At 40.1% G+C, this 14,047-nt stretch carries 16 protein-coding genes; 9 read left to right on the top strand and 7 right to left on the bottom strand.

What is annotated here, in order from left to right:
• Positions 1-41 precede the first annotated feature (41 nt).
• Together BM380_RS09745 and BM380_RS09740 are read right to left on the bottom strand one after the other, a co-directional pair.
• Positions 42-476: a CopD family protein gene (locus BM380_RS09745; RefSeq protein ID WP_010391077.1), complete on the bottom strand. Its 435-nt coding sequence runs from the start codon at positions 474-476 to the stop codon at positions 42-44.
• 16 nt (positions 477-492) lie between these two features.
• On the bottom strand, positions 493-2,175 hold the full coding sequence (locus BM380_RS09740) for a chloride channel protein (RefSeq protein WP_016899367.1): 1,683 nt from the start codon (positions 2,173-2,175) through the stop codon (positions 493-495).
• Between the two features lie 238 nt (positions 2,176-2,413).
• Between BM380_RS09740 and erpA the strand changes: the two genes are divergently transcribed.
• Entirely contained in the window at positions 2,414-2,752 is a 339-nt protein-coding gene (erpA, locus tag BM380_RS09735) for an iron-sulfur cluster insertion protein ErpA (RefSeq protein ID WP_002958911.1), read from the top strand.
• A gap of 57 nt (positions 2,753-2,809) precedes the next feature.
• Here erpA and BM380_RS09730 read toward each other — a convergent pair whose 3' ends face one another.
• The gene (locus tag BM380_RS09730; RefSeq protein WP_013464338.1) at positions 2,810-2,998 is read right to left on the bottom strand and encodes a hypothetical protein; all 189 of its coding nucleotides are present in this window, start codon (positions 2,996-2,998) and stop codon (positions 2,810-2,812) included.
• A gap of 361 nt (positions 2,999-3,359) precedes the next feature.
• On the opposite strand from BM380_RS09730, the gene BM380_RS09725 reads away from it, so the two are divergent.
• Positions 3,360-3,599 carry a helix-turn-helix domain-containing protein gene (locus BM380_RS09725; RefSeq protein ID WP_008111877.1) on the top strand — a complete coding sequence of 80 codons (240 nt, stop codon included), beginning with the start codon at positions 3,360-3,362 and terminating at the stop codon, positions 3,597-3,599.
• Positions 3,600-3,667: 68 nt separating this feature from the next.
• Here the strand turns inward: BM380_RS09725 and BM380_RS09720 are convergent, their stop codons facing one another.
• From BM380_RS09720 to BM380_RS09705, 4 genes are read right to left on the bottom strand one after another with little or no spacing between them, the layout of a single operon-like run.
• Entirely contained in the window at positions 3,668-5,047 is a 1,380-nt protein-coding gene (locus BM380_RS09720; RefSeq protein ID WP_016899368.1) for an AmpG family muropeptide MFS transporter, read from the bottom strand.
• A gap of 53 nt (positions 5,048-5,100) precedes the next feature.
• Entirely contained in the window at positions 5,101-5,721 is a 621-nt protein-coding gene (locus BM380_RS09715) for a peptidylprolyl isomerase (protein ID WP_013464341.1), read from the bottom strand.
• Positions 5,722-5,723: 2 nt separating this feature from the next.
• Positions 5,724-6,284 (bottom strand): YajG family lipoprotein, encoded by a 561-nt coding sequence (locus tag BM380_RS09710; protein ID WP_013464342.1) that lies wholly within the window; start codon positions 6,282-6,284, stop codon positions 5,724-5,726.
• On the bottom strand, positions 6,285-7,433 hold the full coding sequence (locus BM380_RS09705; protein WP_090494149.1) for a methyltransferase: 1,149 nt from the start codon (positions 7,431-7,433) through the stop codon (positions 6,285-6,287). It lies immediately after the preceding gene.
• A gap of 43 nt (positions 7,434-7,476) precedes the next feature.
• On the opposite strand from BM380_RS09705, the gene BM380_RS09700 reads away from it, so the two are divergent.
• The 7 genes from BM380_RS09700 to BM380_RS09670 all read left to right on the top strand — a co-directional run bounded on the left by BM380_RS09700 (position 7,477) and on the right by BM380_RS09670 (position 14,040).
• Positions 7,477-8,076, top strand: coding sequence for an alpha-ketoglutarate-dependent dioxygenase AlkB family protein (locus BM380_RS09700; RefSeq protein WP_013464344.1), 600 nt, complete (start codon positions 7,477-7,479; stop codon positions 8,074-8,076).
• A 69-nt stretch (positions 8,077-8,145) separates the two neighbouring features.
• Positions 8,146-8,457 carry a BolA family protein gene (locus tag BM380_RS09695; protein ID WP_013464345.1) on the top strand — a complete coding sequence of 104 codons (312 nt, stop codon included), beginning with the start codon at positions 8,146-8,148 and terminating at the stop codon, positions 8,455-8,457.
• Positions 8,458-8,566: 109 nt separating this feature from the next.
• Complete coding sequence (gene fabV, locus BM380_RS09690) at positions 8,567-9,760, top strand: enoyl-ACP reductase FabV (protein WP_064663391.1); 1,194 nt, start codon at positions 8,567-8,569, stop codon at positions 9,758-9,760.
• Positions 9,761-10,115: 355 nt separating this feature from the next.
• Complete coding sequence (locus BM380_RS09685) at positions 10,116-11,459, top strand: Na(+)-translocating NADH-quinone reductase subunit A (RefSeq protein WP_013464348.1); 1,344 nt, start codon at positions 10,116-10,118, stop codon at positions 11,457-11,459.
• 1 nt (position 11,460) lies between these two features.
• Complete coding sequence (locus BM380_RS09680; RefSeq protein WP_008111893.1) at positions 11,461-12,666, top strand: NADH:ubiquinone reductase (Na(+)-transporting) subunit B; 1,206 nt, start codon at positions 11,461-11,463, stop codon at positions 12,664-12,666.
• The gene (locus tag BM380_RS09675) at positions 12,659-13,408 is read left to right on the top strand and encodes a Na(+)-translocating NADH-quinone reductase subunit C (protein WP_024601889.1); all 750 of its coding nucleotides are present in this window, start codon (positions 12,659-12,661) and stop codon (positions 13,406-13,408) included. Before BM380_RS09680 ends, BM380_RS09675 begins: the two co-directional genes overlap by 8 nt.
• Complete coding sequence (locus BM380_RS09670; protein ID WP_006791491.1) at positions 13,408-14,040, top strand: NADH:ubiquinone reductase (Na(+)-transporting) subunit D; 633 nt, start codon at positions 13,408-13,410, stop codon at positions 14,038-14,040. The genes BM380_RS09675 and BM380_RS09670 overlap by 1 nt, the downstream gene beginning before the upstream one ends.
• Positions 14,041-14,047: the final 7 nt, after the last annotated feature.

Genomic DNA, 14,047 nt, shown 5'->3' with positions numbered 1-14,047 from the left:
AACTTAGTATGCGACTTGGCAGCGTAATTTATAAGCCTTTGCTAAAAGCTTGGCTTAATAATCGCCAAAGCGACAATAACGAGTAGCGCTAAAACAGGTAGCTCGTTGAAAATGCGATAAAACCGATCGCTTTTGGTATTTCTATCGTGTTTAAAATCAGCTAACAATTTGAAACAGTAGCCATGATAAATATATAAAATAATCACCAGCACGAGTTTGTAATGCAGCCACATGCTGTAACGAAACCATTCTCGGCCGTATTCAACAATAGTCAATACGCCAAATACTGCGGTAAGCACCGCAAAGGGTGTAACAAAATAAAGTAGCCGACGTTCCATTACTTTTAGCATTGAGTTACACGATTTTTCTTCACTCATAGCGTGATAAACAAAAAGTCGAGGTAGGTAAAAAATACCGGCAAACCAAGCAATCATAAAAAATACGTGCAAGGTTTTGTAGATTAATAATGCGCTCATATTGTTCTCATTATTGTTAAAGTAAACTGTTACGTATGGTTAAAATATGGTGGATTTGATCCCACCTTAGTAATCCCATAATTTGTTGATTATCTAATAAGTTATATACATAAAGTGCACCACTGCGTTTATCATTCAAAATTTCAAATGCATCTGCAAGGGTGGCTTGGCTGCTAATACCTTGTAAGCTAATGTATTTTATATTGACCGCCTGATCAGACATTAAACTTAAGTCATATTCAGCTAGGCGATAACCATTTTCTTCATCAAATACAATTAATGGTGTTTGACTGTCCATGGCATCTAGACTGTTTTTTATTTGCTCTTTATCGTCGGAGTAGAGCAGTTTAAAGTCTTCATCCATGTCATCCATCACTCCTACTTTCTGTAAGGCTTCAGTGGCGGGAGAGACATGATAGGGAAGCCCTTGAAAGTCTAATTGCTGTAAAAATATGGAGCGGTTACCAAATACCTGTAAAGCTGTAACGTAGGCGGTAGTAATGACGATCATCGCAGGCACAATAATTTCCGGTGACGAGGTCAGCTCCATTACGGTGGTCAGTGCCGCTAAGGGGGAGTGTAGTGTGGCCGCTAATAATCCTGCCATGCCCAGCACCCCGTAAGTGCCGGCTATATCGGTGCCGGGGCTAATAAATTGAGCAAAAAATGCCATTAAAGTACCGGTTAAAACGCCCAGCCCAATAACCGGACCTATCAACCCACCAGGAATACCTAAGCCAATAGCAAATAAGGTGGCTAATAACTTAGCAATTAAAATAGTGGTGAGTAGTTGAATATTTTCAGGTGACTCAACCGCAATAGTGATAGCGCTCATACCCGAGCCCATTGCTTGTGGAACTGCATAGGCAATTAAGCTGGCAATACACCCTGCAATCATTAAACGTGGAAACATACTAAGTGGTTTAAAGGTTTTAATAATTAACATTAAATTCTGATTAAAAGCATAAGCCACCGCGCCTAATCCCATGCCGCATAAAATTAAATAGGGGTAGTGCCACCCACTTAAAGGGGCAATGGTTATTAGCGCAAGTTCTGAGCCTTCACCAAATACAAACTGTGTTGCTAATGCGCCGGTAACGGCTGCAAGCATAATCGGCACAAAAATATGCACTTTGTATTCTCTGAGCACCACTTCCATTACAAAAATAACCGCAGCCAGGGGGGTGTTGAACGATGCAGCAATGCCCGCGGCAACACCACAACCACTGAGGGTACGCATAGCGTTGTGGGGTAAGTGTAGTTTATTTGCTAATATGCTTGCCCCCGCTGCTCCCATATGAACTGAGGGGCCTTCGCGGCCAACAGAAAAACCGCTGATAAGTGCCAGCGCGCCGCCTACAAACTGGTTAACCGTATTATAAAGTGGCATTTGCCCGTAATGACGTTTTATTCTGTGTATTACAAAAGGGATACCCAAGCGGTAATGTTTAAAGCCGGTAAAAGCCGCAAATGTGGCTATCAGAAGTGCAGCAATCAAAGGCATTAATACCCGTTCTAGGGTAGGGAGAGTAGTAAAGTCGTCAGGGGTTTCTAAAAATAAGCTTTGAAAAAATAAAATGGTTAGGCGAAACAGTATAATGAAAAATGCAGCAATTAATCCGGCACTTACGCCCAATAAGCATAATTGTACGGATGTTTTTGGTTTTGCTAATCGACGTCTCAGTCGCTCAAGCCACATGCTTTATTTCCCCGTAGCATTTTTAGGCGTCAAGTTTATCAAAATAGTCTAGGGAAGTCCTTGAGATTTTTAACAACCGATTAATTTAAATTAAATTTATAGTATATTGATTCACAGAACAGATTAAACGCGCATTGTTTTAATTAAAGCTTATAAACGCGAGCTTACTATACTTGATTAAAACACTCAGGTATTAGATAATCTGGTGCATTAGTATAAAGGTATTGAGGGTTATAAAATGTCTGAAGAATTACCCATTAAGTTTAGCGACGCAGCCGCTGTGCGTGTTAAACAGTTAATCGACGAAGAAGAAAACCCAGATCTAAAACTGCGTGTTTATGTCACAGGCGGTGGTTGTTCAGGTTTTCAATACGGTTTTACTTTTGATGAAAAAGCGAATCCTGGCGATTTAGAAATTGTTAAAAACGGGGTTACCTTAGTCATTGACCCAATGAGTATCCAGTATTTAGTTGACGGTGAAGTAGACTACACCGAAGGGTTAGAAGGGGCACGCTTTTTTGTCTCTAACCCTAATGCCACAACAACGTGTGGCTGTGGCGCTAGTTTTAGCGTGTAAAGATACCGTTATTTGAAAAAAAACCGCTTAATTAGCGGTTTTTTTATGTGTTTAAAATCATAACTCAGTTGGTCTGTATTCTGTTATTTGCATTATTAACACAAAAAAACCAAGTACGAATGCAGAGAAAGCTAAAATATAGATAAAGCCTTTTTTACCCTGTTTGATTGGAATTGCATAATGGCGTAAAAAAAAGTACCAGCCCAAGCATAAAATAATAGGCAGTAAAAAAAGTAGTCTAAACATGATTTAGCCTTTTTAAACAAATAATAAGTTAATAATAAACGGCTTATATTTAAATGAAACAAAAAAGTTATAAAATATTTAACCTTATTCAGAGTTAGTAAATATTTGTTGTTAAACTTTAATCGCATAATTACTAATTAATCATTCAGATCAACGATGAATGGTATATAATGTATCCAAGAGTGAAACGGGCAAGGTTTCATTTTTCACAATAATAAAGTGTTAATACATATTTGAGCGTTTTTATTGGTTGAATTGTAAGCGTTTACACTGCGCTTTTGTGAGTGGTTGTAGGTTTACAGTGTTGGCGATTTTAAGCGCTTAGCTATATGTATATTTAAACAACGAGTAGGAGTTGTATATGATGGGTAAAACCGTATCTTCGGAAGAAAATGCAAAATTAACAAAGTGGCTTAAAACTAAGCGCCATGAAAAAGGCTACACCATGCGCAGCTTAGCGCAAATCTTGGGTACGCCACATTCTTTTATTGGCAAAATTGAAAATCAGGAACGTCGTTTAGATGTAATTGAGTTTGTTCGCTACTGCAATGCATTAGAAGTCGACCCGTATGAAGCATTAAGTTTAATTAAAGCTGACTAACGCTTTCTTTTTGGCTGTAATCGTAAAGTTAAATTAGCGTCTACAGCCAATACTAGTGCAGGGATGCATTAGGTATTTTTATGATAATTTTGCTCTAGTGAATATAGTTTGTGCCTAATTAGAAATAAAAACACTAATGAGGGTAAAACCATAAGCGCAGTTAATACAAAGAACAATGACCAATTCCCCATTAGCCAATCATCAATAACCACGCCACTGTAACTCGATAATAACGTACGCCCTAAATTACCCAATGATGCCAATAGCGCATAATGGGTGGCACTAAATGCTCTATCACACAGCATAGATATAAAAGCAACCATTGCCACTAAAGACCAAGCTTGGGTAAAGCCATCAACTACAATTGCCATTGCATATAAGTGCTCTTGTGGACCAGCTAAGGCAATCCAAGAAAACATTAAGTTAGATGCTGCCATGGCTACGCCACTAATAAATAAGCCTTTCACAATGCCATATTTATGGTTAAAAATACTGCCCAAAAAGGCAAATACAATGGTGATTAACCCCGTGCCGAGTTTTGAGTAATTTGCTATTTGCGTATTACTAAAGCCAACTTCTTTATAAAATACAATCGACATCCGCGCTAAAAATGCTTCACCAATCTTAAATAAGAAAATAAACGCCAGCAGCGCCAACGCGGTTTTAACGCCATTTTTAGCAAAAAAGGTTTTAAACGGATCAACCACGGTAACGCCTAGCCATGCGAGCGTTTTTGTCAGTGGTGTTTGTTTAGTTGCGGCGAGTTTTTCAAGATAAACACGTTCTAGTTCGGCATGTACGGCTTCGCGATTTGATTGTGGCTCTTTAGCCCAAAATACACAGCTAATTAATAACAGCATAATCGCGGATAAAAAATAATACACCTGTGGCCAGTCAATATTTGGCATATCAGCCATGTAAAAAGGCACAGCTCCTAATAAAGCATAGCCAGTCCACCAACCTGAGGTGGCCATTGCAGCAGCCGCGGTGGCTTTGTGAGATTCATTTTCACTAAGGGTGTCTATTCGAAAGGCGTCAATTGCAATATCTTGCGTGGCAGAGGCTATAGCGATTAACAAGCAAAGTGCGGCGGCAACCGCTAGGTTTGCTTTCAAATCAAGTCCTGCAAGTAGCAATGTGCCAAGCAAAATAAAGCTTTGGCAAAACAGTATCCAACTACGGCGCTGACCAAGCCAATTATATAAAAAGGGCAGTTTAGTGCGGTCGATTAAAGGTGACCATAAAAAGTTGATGCTGTAGGCACCAAACACAATGCCAAATAGGCCAATCATGCTGCGGCTCAAACCTTCATCTTTAAGCCATGCCGACATTACTGAGCCAATTAATACCCACGGAAAGCCACTGCTCATTCCAAATATAAAAACATTAATCAAACGTTTATCTTTAAAATAAGAAAAGTATTCGCTAACAGAAAGTGTGCTATTCATAGGGGCTCATTGGCTTATACAAAGAGCAGCTAAGGCTGCTCTTATTAAAAAAGTTATAAAGGAACTTGCTCAAGCACCTTAATATTTAATATAACGACCGGTTTTTCGGGTACAAAGTTGTAGCCAATTTTGTCATTAAATCCGGTTTTTACAGCCATGATTTTATCGAGTGTTTCATAGCCTTCCATCACACTGCCAAACACTGCAAATCCCCAATCACGGCCAGGGTTTAAATGATCGTTATCATCCATATTAAAAAAGAACTGACGCGTTCCTGAGTGTGGTTCACGGTCTTGATAAGCCATCGCAATGCTATACATATCGTTTGTTAAGCCGTTACCGCTTTCATTAAAAATAGGGTCGTTTTCATGTAGGCCATCGTAATCTTTATCATAACCACCGCCTTGAATTACAAAGTCACGATCATTTTCTACGTCGCGCTCTACACGATGAAACACACTGCCTTGATAGCTTTTATCCGACACGTACGTTAAAAAATTATTGACCGTAATAGGAGCTCTTGAGCGGTCTAATTCAACCACAATGCTGCCCAACGATGTCACAATTTCTACCCGAGGAAAAATGTTATCTTTTTGCACAAAACGACCCTCTTGAGCCGCTAAGCTACTAACGCTAAATAGTAAGCTTACGCAGATTAAAAAAAGTTGCTTCATTGTTAACCTTCTAAAAATGCAATTAATTCTGGGTCAGATACAATGCGGGTAATTAACTGTTCAGTCAACTTATTGAGCTGACCTTCAACTTTTGCCCTATCGTGACCAAGCGGGCCAGATAAATTAGCATTACCGCTGTAGCGTTTACTAAAATTACTGGTCGGGCGAATCACCCGCACTTCAAATTCAATCTTGGCTTCACTGGTATGGCTCATTAGCGTTTCTGTAACTACCGCTTGCAGCGTGTGAATATCTAACTCAAAACGCAATTGCGCTAAATTAGAAATGCTGGCGCCATTGCGACTCAGCGCACTGTCTAGCGCACTTTTAACCGATTCAGTAATACCCGTACTGGCAATGGTTTTGGTTTTGCTCGATTCAATCAGCTTTAAGGTTGCACTGTCACCACGTAAATCAATCACGCTGGTGTTTAAGCTGCTGTTTATTGAGCTTATTTGACCACTTTTATACACAGGGTTGAGAATAAGCTGATTAGGCTGATTGGCACATCCGGAAAAAACCACTAATGTACAACAGCTCAATAATGCTTTTAAGAGTTTCATTTATAACGTCCCACTATTTTTAGTTGCGCTAAGTACCACAAACTTTTTATTAGAGCCTAATAAAGTACAGTTACCAAACATACGGTTTAGTTTGTCATGGTAATCTAGATGGCGGTTACCAATAATACGCAGCTCGCCACCTTCTTTTAATGTGTCTTTTGCTTGCTTGAACATTTGCCATGCTATGTGGTCGGTAACCGCTTGTGCTTGGTGAAATGGCGGATTACACAATACAATATCAGCGCTTTCACGTTCAAAGTCAGTTAAACAATCATTCTCTATAAAGGTACATTGTTCAAACTTGTCTTCCATGTTGAGCTCAATGTTGAGTCGAGCTGATTCAACCGCCATATATGACTCATCAACAAAGCTAATATGGGCATTAGGACAGCGCGCTAATGTCATTAAACCAACTACGCCATTACCACAGCCTAAATCAATAATATTTTTGGCTTTATTTGTTTGTGGCAAATAATTAAAAAAGAATCGCGCACCAATATCAAGTGAATCACGTGAAAACACATTGGCATGATTGCTTATTGTAAAATCAGTGCCTTCGAGCGGCCAGCTCACTGGGAAATCTACACCTTTATAACCGCCAGCGGCTTGGCTAATAATTAAACGTGATTTTTTTACTGCGAGACTTGTTTTCGTCTCACCAATAAAATCTTCAAATGCTTTAATCGTAGAGTTATGCACGTCTTTAGTTTTTGCAGCACCAATAACAGGTGTACCAGGTGCTAGCACTTCGCTTAATTCAGATAACTGATACTGTAAAAAAGCCAACGTGCGTGGTACTTTTACCAACACTAGGTCTACTTGCTCAGGTAGAGCCGATAAACTATCAAGCTGGCTAAACGCAGTTGTTGCGATTTTGTTTTGCGCTAAGTTATAAGCCGCCGCCTGATGGCTAATATATGAGTCGTTTACTGAACAAACTGTTAATTGTTGCTTGCTAAAGTAACAGCTAAGTGCACCAAAGCTGTCGTTTAAGATCAGCAATGAGCGACAATCAGGGTAGTGTTCATTAACATAGTCAATGAGGTATTCGTCTGCTGAATCCCACGCTTGTAAGCTGCGGTTTTTTTGATCCAAAGGAAAGCGTTCAAGAGTAAAGGTGTTATCGCCGAGCGTAGCTTGCGTAGTCATAATAGTTTAATGATCGGTAATCAAATGATAGGTAAATTCTAACATGCAACCGCCAAACGCCAACCCCCAACTGTTACCAAATGGCTTTTCTTATCAAAGTAGGGTGCTTAGTGCGCAAAAAAGCCTCGATTTATTTTATTATTTGCAGCAAAACTTAAATTGGCAACAACCAAATATCACGGTGTTTGGCAAAACTGGGCCAATACCAAGGCTGCAATGTTTTATCAGCGAAGAGAATCTTGAGTACGGCTATTCTGGGCATAAACTCGATTTAGAGCCTTGGCCAGACGTATTACTTGCTATGCGAACACGATTAGAAAATCACCTACAGCAACCGTTTAATTCAATTTTGGTTAATTATTATCGAGATGGCCACGATAGTATGGGCTGGCATAGCGATGATGAGGCGCAGCTAGGGCCTGAGCCTACCATAGCCTGTGTATCGCTTGGCGCAGAGCGATTATTTAAACTTAAACACAAAGTAAGTAACAGCATTACTAACATTAAATTACAAAGTGGTAGCTGTTTAATAATGAGCGGCCAAAGCCAACAAAATTACCAACATGCATTGCCCAAACAAACAACGCTTAAACACCCTCGAATAAGTTTAACGTTTCGCTATATTAATAATAGTTTCAGTTAAATAGCATTAGCCATGGTATAGCCGCAGTTGTTATAGTAAGGACATAACTGAATTTTGAGGATGGTTTTTATGTCAATGCAAGAACAAATACGTAACAAGCTAGCCGATGCGATTGCGTGCAAGCATTTAAATGTGATCAACGAAAGCCATATGCACAGTGCAGGCACTGAATCACACTTTAAAGTGATTGTAGTCAGTGAGGAATTTGCTGGTAAGCGATTATTGCAGCGTCATCGTGAAATTAACGAAATTTTAAAAGATGAGCTGGCAAATCATATTCATGCGCTTGCGATGCACACTTACACCCCTGAAGAATTTACCGAGCACGACGGCGAAGCGCCGCAGTCACCTAATTGCATGGGCGGCTCAAAAATTGGATAACAGGTAATAGTGGATTGGTTTGAGCAGTGAGTAACTGATCAGATCAGTTTTTTTTGTTTTAGCCTTTAAACTAGCGCTAATTTTTATTGTAAAAGATATAGGATGATCAATGGTCATTAAGCCTAAAATTCGCGGATTTATCTGCACCAATGCACACCCAGTAGGCTGTGCAGAGCATGTACAAGAACAAATTAATTATGTTAAGCAGCAAGGGGCATTAAAAAATGCACCTAAAAATGTATTAGTTATTGGTGCGTCTACAGGTTATGGCCTAGCGTCTCGCATTACCGCTGCATTTGGCGGTGGCGCTAAAACATTAGGTGTTTTCTTTGAAAAAGAAGGCACTGAGCGTAAAACAGGTTCTGCGGGTTGGTATAATACGGCGGCGTTTCAAGCAGCCGCTGAAGCTGAAGGTTTATGGTCAAAAAATATTAATGGTGATGCGTTTTCTAACGAAATTAAACAAAAAACAATCGACACCATTAAAGCTGAATTAGGTAAAGTTGACTGTATTATCTACAGCTTAGCGTCACCTCGTCGAACTGATCCAAATACCGGCGAAGTGTTTTCTTCAACGCTTAAGCCAATTGGTAATGCGGTAACCACTAAAAACTTAAATACATCAAAGCGTGAAATTGATGAAGTAACCGTTGAAGCGGCGAACCAAGACGATATCGACAACACTATTAAAGTAATGGGTGGCGAAGATTGGGAAATGTGGATTGATGCACTTAAAGACGCTGATGTACTCGCAGATAACTTTAAAACCACGGCTTACACTTATATTGGTAAAGAACTAACGTGGCCAATTTACGGTCATGCAACAATTGGTAAAGCCAAAGAAGATTTAGACCGTGCCACTGCTGCTATTAAAGCTGCTACCCAAGATTTAAATGGTGAAGCCTACGTTTCATCGCTTAATGCGGTTGTTACTCAAGCAAGCTCTGCAATTCCAATTATGCCACTTTATATTTCTGCCTTATTTAAAGTGATGAAGGCTGATGGCACTTACGAGGGCACCATTGAGCAAATTCATGCGCTATTTAGTGAGAACTTATACGGTGATTCACCTCGCTTTGACGAGGGCGGGCATTTATTCCAAAACTATAAAGAACTGGAAGATGACGTTCAATCTCGCGTTCAAGCCATATGGGATAGTGTAGATACAAACTCAATTGATGAGTTAACCGATTATATTGGTTACCATAATGAATTTTTACGCTTGTTTGGTTTTGGTATTGACGCGGTTGATTATGAACAAGATGTAAATCCTGTTGCACCTATTGCCAATATGATTGACTAACTTGTCGCTGATAGCGCATTTTTGAAAAAGTCGCCTTGTGCGGCTTTTTTGTTTTTTAGCTTTGATTTGAAAAAATATTTGCTAATTGTTGGCTAATTTACCACTTTGGTCTAGCTTGTATTTTATTAATTGTTAATTACAAAACTAAATAAACGTTTCTCTCGTATAATTTTCATAAATACACTCGCATAGTCAGCCACAATAATGTTAAAATCAAAGCAATATGTGAGGAGTTTTACTGCGCTGCTTGTTTGGTATTTATAGCGAGTCATTTTATATAGCTTGCAATAATACAAATAGCGGCGTGGTTAGTACGATTTTTCAGTTTCTTTCCGTTAATGTAGTGCAAGTGCGTATGATCAATATAAAAAAAGGTCTGGATTTACCCTTAGAGGGCGCACCTCAGCAAGTTATTCATGATGGTTCTACCGTCAAACGTGTAGCTGTGCTAGGTGAAGAGTTTATCGGTATGCGTCCAACCATGCATGTTCGTGTGGATGACCAAGTCAAAAAAGGCCAGGTACTTTTTGAAGATAAAAAGAACCCAGGCGTATTATTTACTGCACCAGCTTCTGGTACAGTAAAAGAAATTAATCGCGGTGCTAAACGTGTTCTGCAATCTGTTGTTATTGAAGTAAACGGCAGTGAGCAAATCACCTTTGGTTCTTTCTCGGAAACTGAGCTTAACAGCTTAGACCGTGAAAAAGCTAAAGAAGTACTAGTTCAATCGGGTCAATGGGTAGCACTTCGTGCTCGTCCATTTAGTAAAGTAGCGGCATTGGATGCAAATCCGAGCTCTATTTTTGTGACAGCTATCGATACCAATCCACTTGCTGCAGATCCTGCAGTAATTATTGCTGAAAATGCGAAAGCGTTTGAAGCAGGTTTGGCTGTTGTGTCACGTTTAACCGATGGCAAAGTATTTGTTTGTAAGCAAGCAGGTAGTCAAGTTCCTAGTTCACCTATTGCTCAAGTAGAAGTACATGAGTTTGGTGGCGTGCATCCGGCTGGCCTTGTTGGCACTCATATCCATCACCTTGACCCAGTATCTGCTAGTAAGCAAGTTTGGCACATTGGTTACCAAGACGTTATTGCGTATGGTCACCTTTTCCTTACTGGTGAAATTTACACAGACCGTGTGATTTCGCTTGCAGGTCCGCGTGTTAAGAATCCTCGTTTAGTGAAAACACAATTAGGTGCTTCACTTGATGACTTAGTTGCAGGTGAATTAGAAGACGGTGATAACCGTGTTATTTCTGGTTCTGTACTTGCAGGTGCTACGTCGTCTGGCGTTCATGCATTTTTAGGTCGTTACCATGTTCAAGTATCTGTATTACTTGAAGGTCGCGAAAAAGAATTTTTTGGCTGGATTGCACCAGGTAGTGATAAATTCTCTGTAACGCGTACATTCTTGTCTCACCTTACACCGAGTCGTTTATTTAAAATGACAACGTCTACGGGCGGTTCAAAACGTGCCATGGTTCCACTTGGAAGCTATGAGCGTGTTATGCCACTTGATATTTTGCCAACGCTTTTATTACGTGACTTATTGTCTCGTGATTTAGACAGTGCAATTTCATTAGGTGCGCTTGAATTAGATGAAGAAGATTTAGCGTTATGCACCTTCGTTTGTCCTGGCAAATACGAGTACGGCGCAGCCCTACGCGATTGCTTAACTACGATCGAGAAGGAAGGCTAAAATGGGCTTAAAAACTTTCTTAGAAGATATCGAACCGCATTTTGAACCAGGTGGTAAGCATGAGAAATGGTACGCGCTGTATGAAGCCGCTGCGACTATTTTTTACACGCCAGGTTACGTAAACAAAGGTTCAACTCACGTTCGTGATAACATCGACCTAAAACGCATGATGATTTTAGTGTGGATGGCGACGTTTCCTGCCATGTTCTTTGGTATGTTCAACATTGGTCATCAAGCGGCAATCGCGCTTGGTAATGGTTTTGAACTAGCTAACATTTGGCAAGTAGGTTTATTCCAGTTATTAGGCGGTGAGTTAACCGTTGATGCTGGTTGGGGCGCAAAAATGTTCTACGGAGCATGTTTCTTCCTACCTATTTATGCAACAACCTTTATTGTCGGTGGTTTTTGGGAAGTATTGTTTGCTTCTGTGCGTAAGCATGAAGTAAATGAAGGTTTCTTCGTAACCTCTGTATTATTTGCATTAATCCTGCCTGCAACGATTCCTTTATGGCAAGTTGCGCTAGGTATTACTTTTGGTGTAGTTATCGCAAAAGAAATATTTGGTGGTACAGGTCGTAACTTCTTAAACCCTGCGCTTGCTGGTCGTGCGTTTTTATTCTTCGCATACCCTGCACAAATTTCAGGTGACACAGTATGGACTGCCGTAGATTCATTCTCTGGCGCGACTATGCTTGGTCAAGCGTTTGCTGGTACGTTAAATTACGCGACTGATATTGAGCTTTGGTGGAATGCGTTTTACGGATTCATTCAAGGTTCTATGGGTGAAACGTCTACACTAGCTGTACTTATTGGTGGTTTATTCCTAATTTACGTGCGCATCGCGTCTTGGCGTATCGTGCTAGGTGTATTCCTAGGTATGGTAGTAACCTCATCAATACTAAATACTATTGGTTCTGAAACCAATGCTATGTTTGCTATGCCTTGGTACTGGCATATGGTATTAGGTGGTTTTGCATTCGGTATGTTCTTTATGGCAACTGACCCTGTATCTGCTGCATTTACTGATAAAGGTAAATTAGCATACGGTGCGCTTATTGGCTTTATGGTTATCATGATCCGTGTTGTTAACCCTGCATACCCAGAGGGCATCATGCTAGCAATCTTATTTGCTAACTTGTTTGCACCTTTATTCGATCACTTTGTAGTGCAAGCTAATATCAAGCGGAGGTTGGCACGTAATGTCTAGTAATAACGAATCAATTGGCAAAACGCTAGCTGTTGTTGTCTCATTATGTTTAGTGTGTGCAGTTATTGTATCGCTAACATCTGTACAACTACGCCCTCTGCAAAAAGCAAATAAAGCAAAAGATATTCAAAGCAATATCTTAGCTGCTGCTGGTATTGGCAAAGTTGATAACGTTGCAGAAACGTTTGAAGCTAAAATCGAAACCCGCTTTGTTGATATGCAAAGTGGTGAGTTTGCTGAGCCGGTAGAAGATTTCGACTTTGAAAAAAGTAAATATGATGCTGATTTAAGCAAGTCTCTTAAAGAAAATGGTATTAAGGACATCGCCGGTATTCAACGTATTACCAAGCGTGCGCCTGTTTACATCTCTAAAAAAGACGATGGCTCTACTGATGCAATCATCCTTCCTATTCAGGGTTATGGTTTATGGGGTTTAATGTATGGTTTTATCTCGCTTGAAAGCGATGGCGAAACTATTAAAGACATTATTTTCTACAAACATAACGAAACACCTGGTTTAGGTGGTGAAATTCAAAACCCACAGTGGACTGCAACGTGGGAAGGTAAAGAGTTACCAATCCAAATCGTTAAAGGGACTGCAGCCGGTGATGAGCACAAGATCGACGGTCTTTCAGGTGCTACATTAACGTCTAATGGTGTTGACCATGCAGTTGATTTTTGGACTGGCGAAAATGGCTTTGGCCCTTTCCTTGCGAAAGTACGTAAAGGAGCATTGAACTAATGGCTGATACTAAAGAAATGAAGGCGGTCCTATTTGGTCCAGTTTTCGCTAACAACCCAATCGCATTACAAGTACTTGGTATTTGTTCTGCGCTAGCGGTAACGTCTAGCTTAAAAAATGCATTAATCATGTCAATCGCATTGACCTTGGTAACTGCATTCTCTAGCCTTTTTATCTCGACTATTCGTAACCATATCCCATCATCAGTACGTATCATCGTACAGATGACGATTATTGCATCATTAGTAATCGTGGTTGACCAAGTACTACAAGCTTTCTCTTACGCTACGGCAAAAGAGTTATCTGTATTCGTTGGTCTAATCATTACTAACTGTATCGTAATGGGTCGTGCTGAAGCTTATGCAATGAAGTCGCCGCCATTAATGTCTTTCCTTGATGGTATTGGTAATGGCTTAGGTTACTCTGTAGTGCTTCTTACTGTTGGCTTTATTCGTGAGTTATTCGGTAAAGGTTCACTGTTCGGTGTTGATATTATTCCATTAGTACAAAATGGTGGTTGGTACCAACCTATGGGTCTATTGATCTTACCACCGAGTGCATTCTTCATCATTGGTTTATTCATTTGGGTACTTCGTACTTATAAGAAAGACCAAGTAGAAGCTAAAGCGTAAGGGGCGA

The sequence above is a fragment of the Pseudoalteromonas sp. DSM 26666 genome, assembly GCF_900116475.1.
In the GTDB taxonomy this organism is placed as follows: domain Bacteria; phylum Pseudomonadota; class Gammaproteobacteria; order Enterobacterales; family Alteromonadaceae; genus Pseudoalteromonas; species Pseudoalteromonas tetraodonis.
The sequence above is the reverse complement of the archived record's forward strand: the minus strand, read 5'-3'. Positions and strand labels throughout refer to the sequence as shown.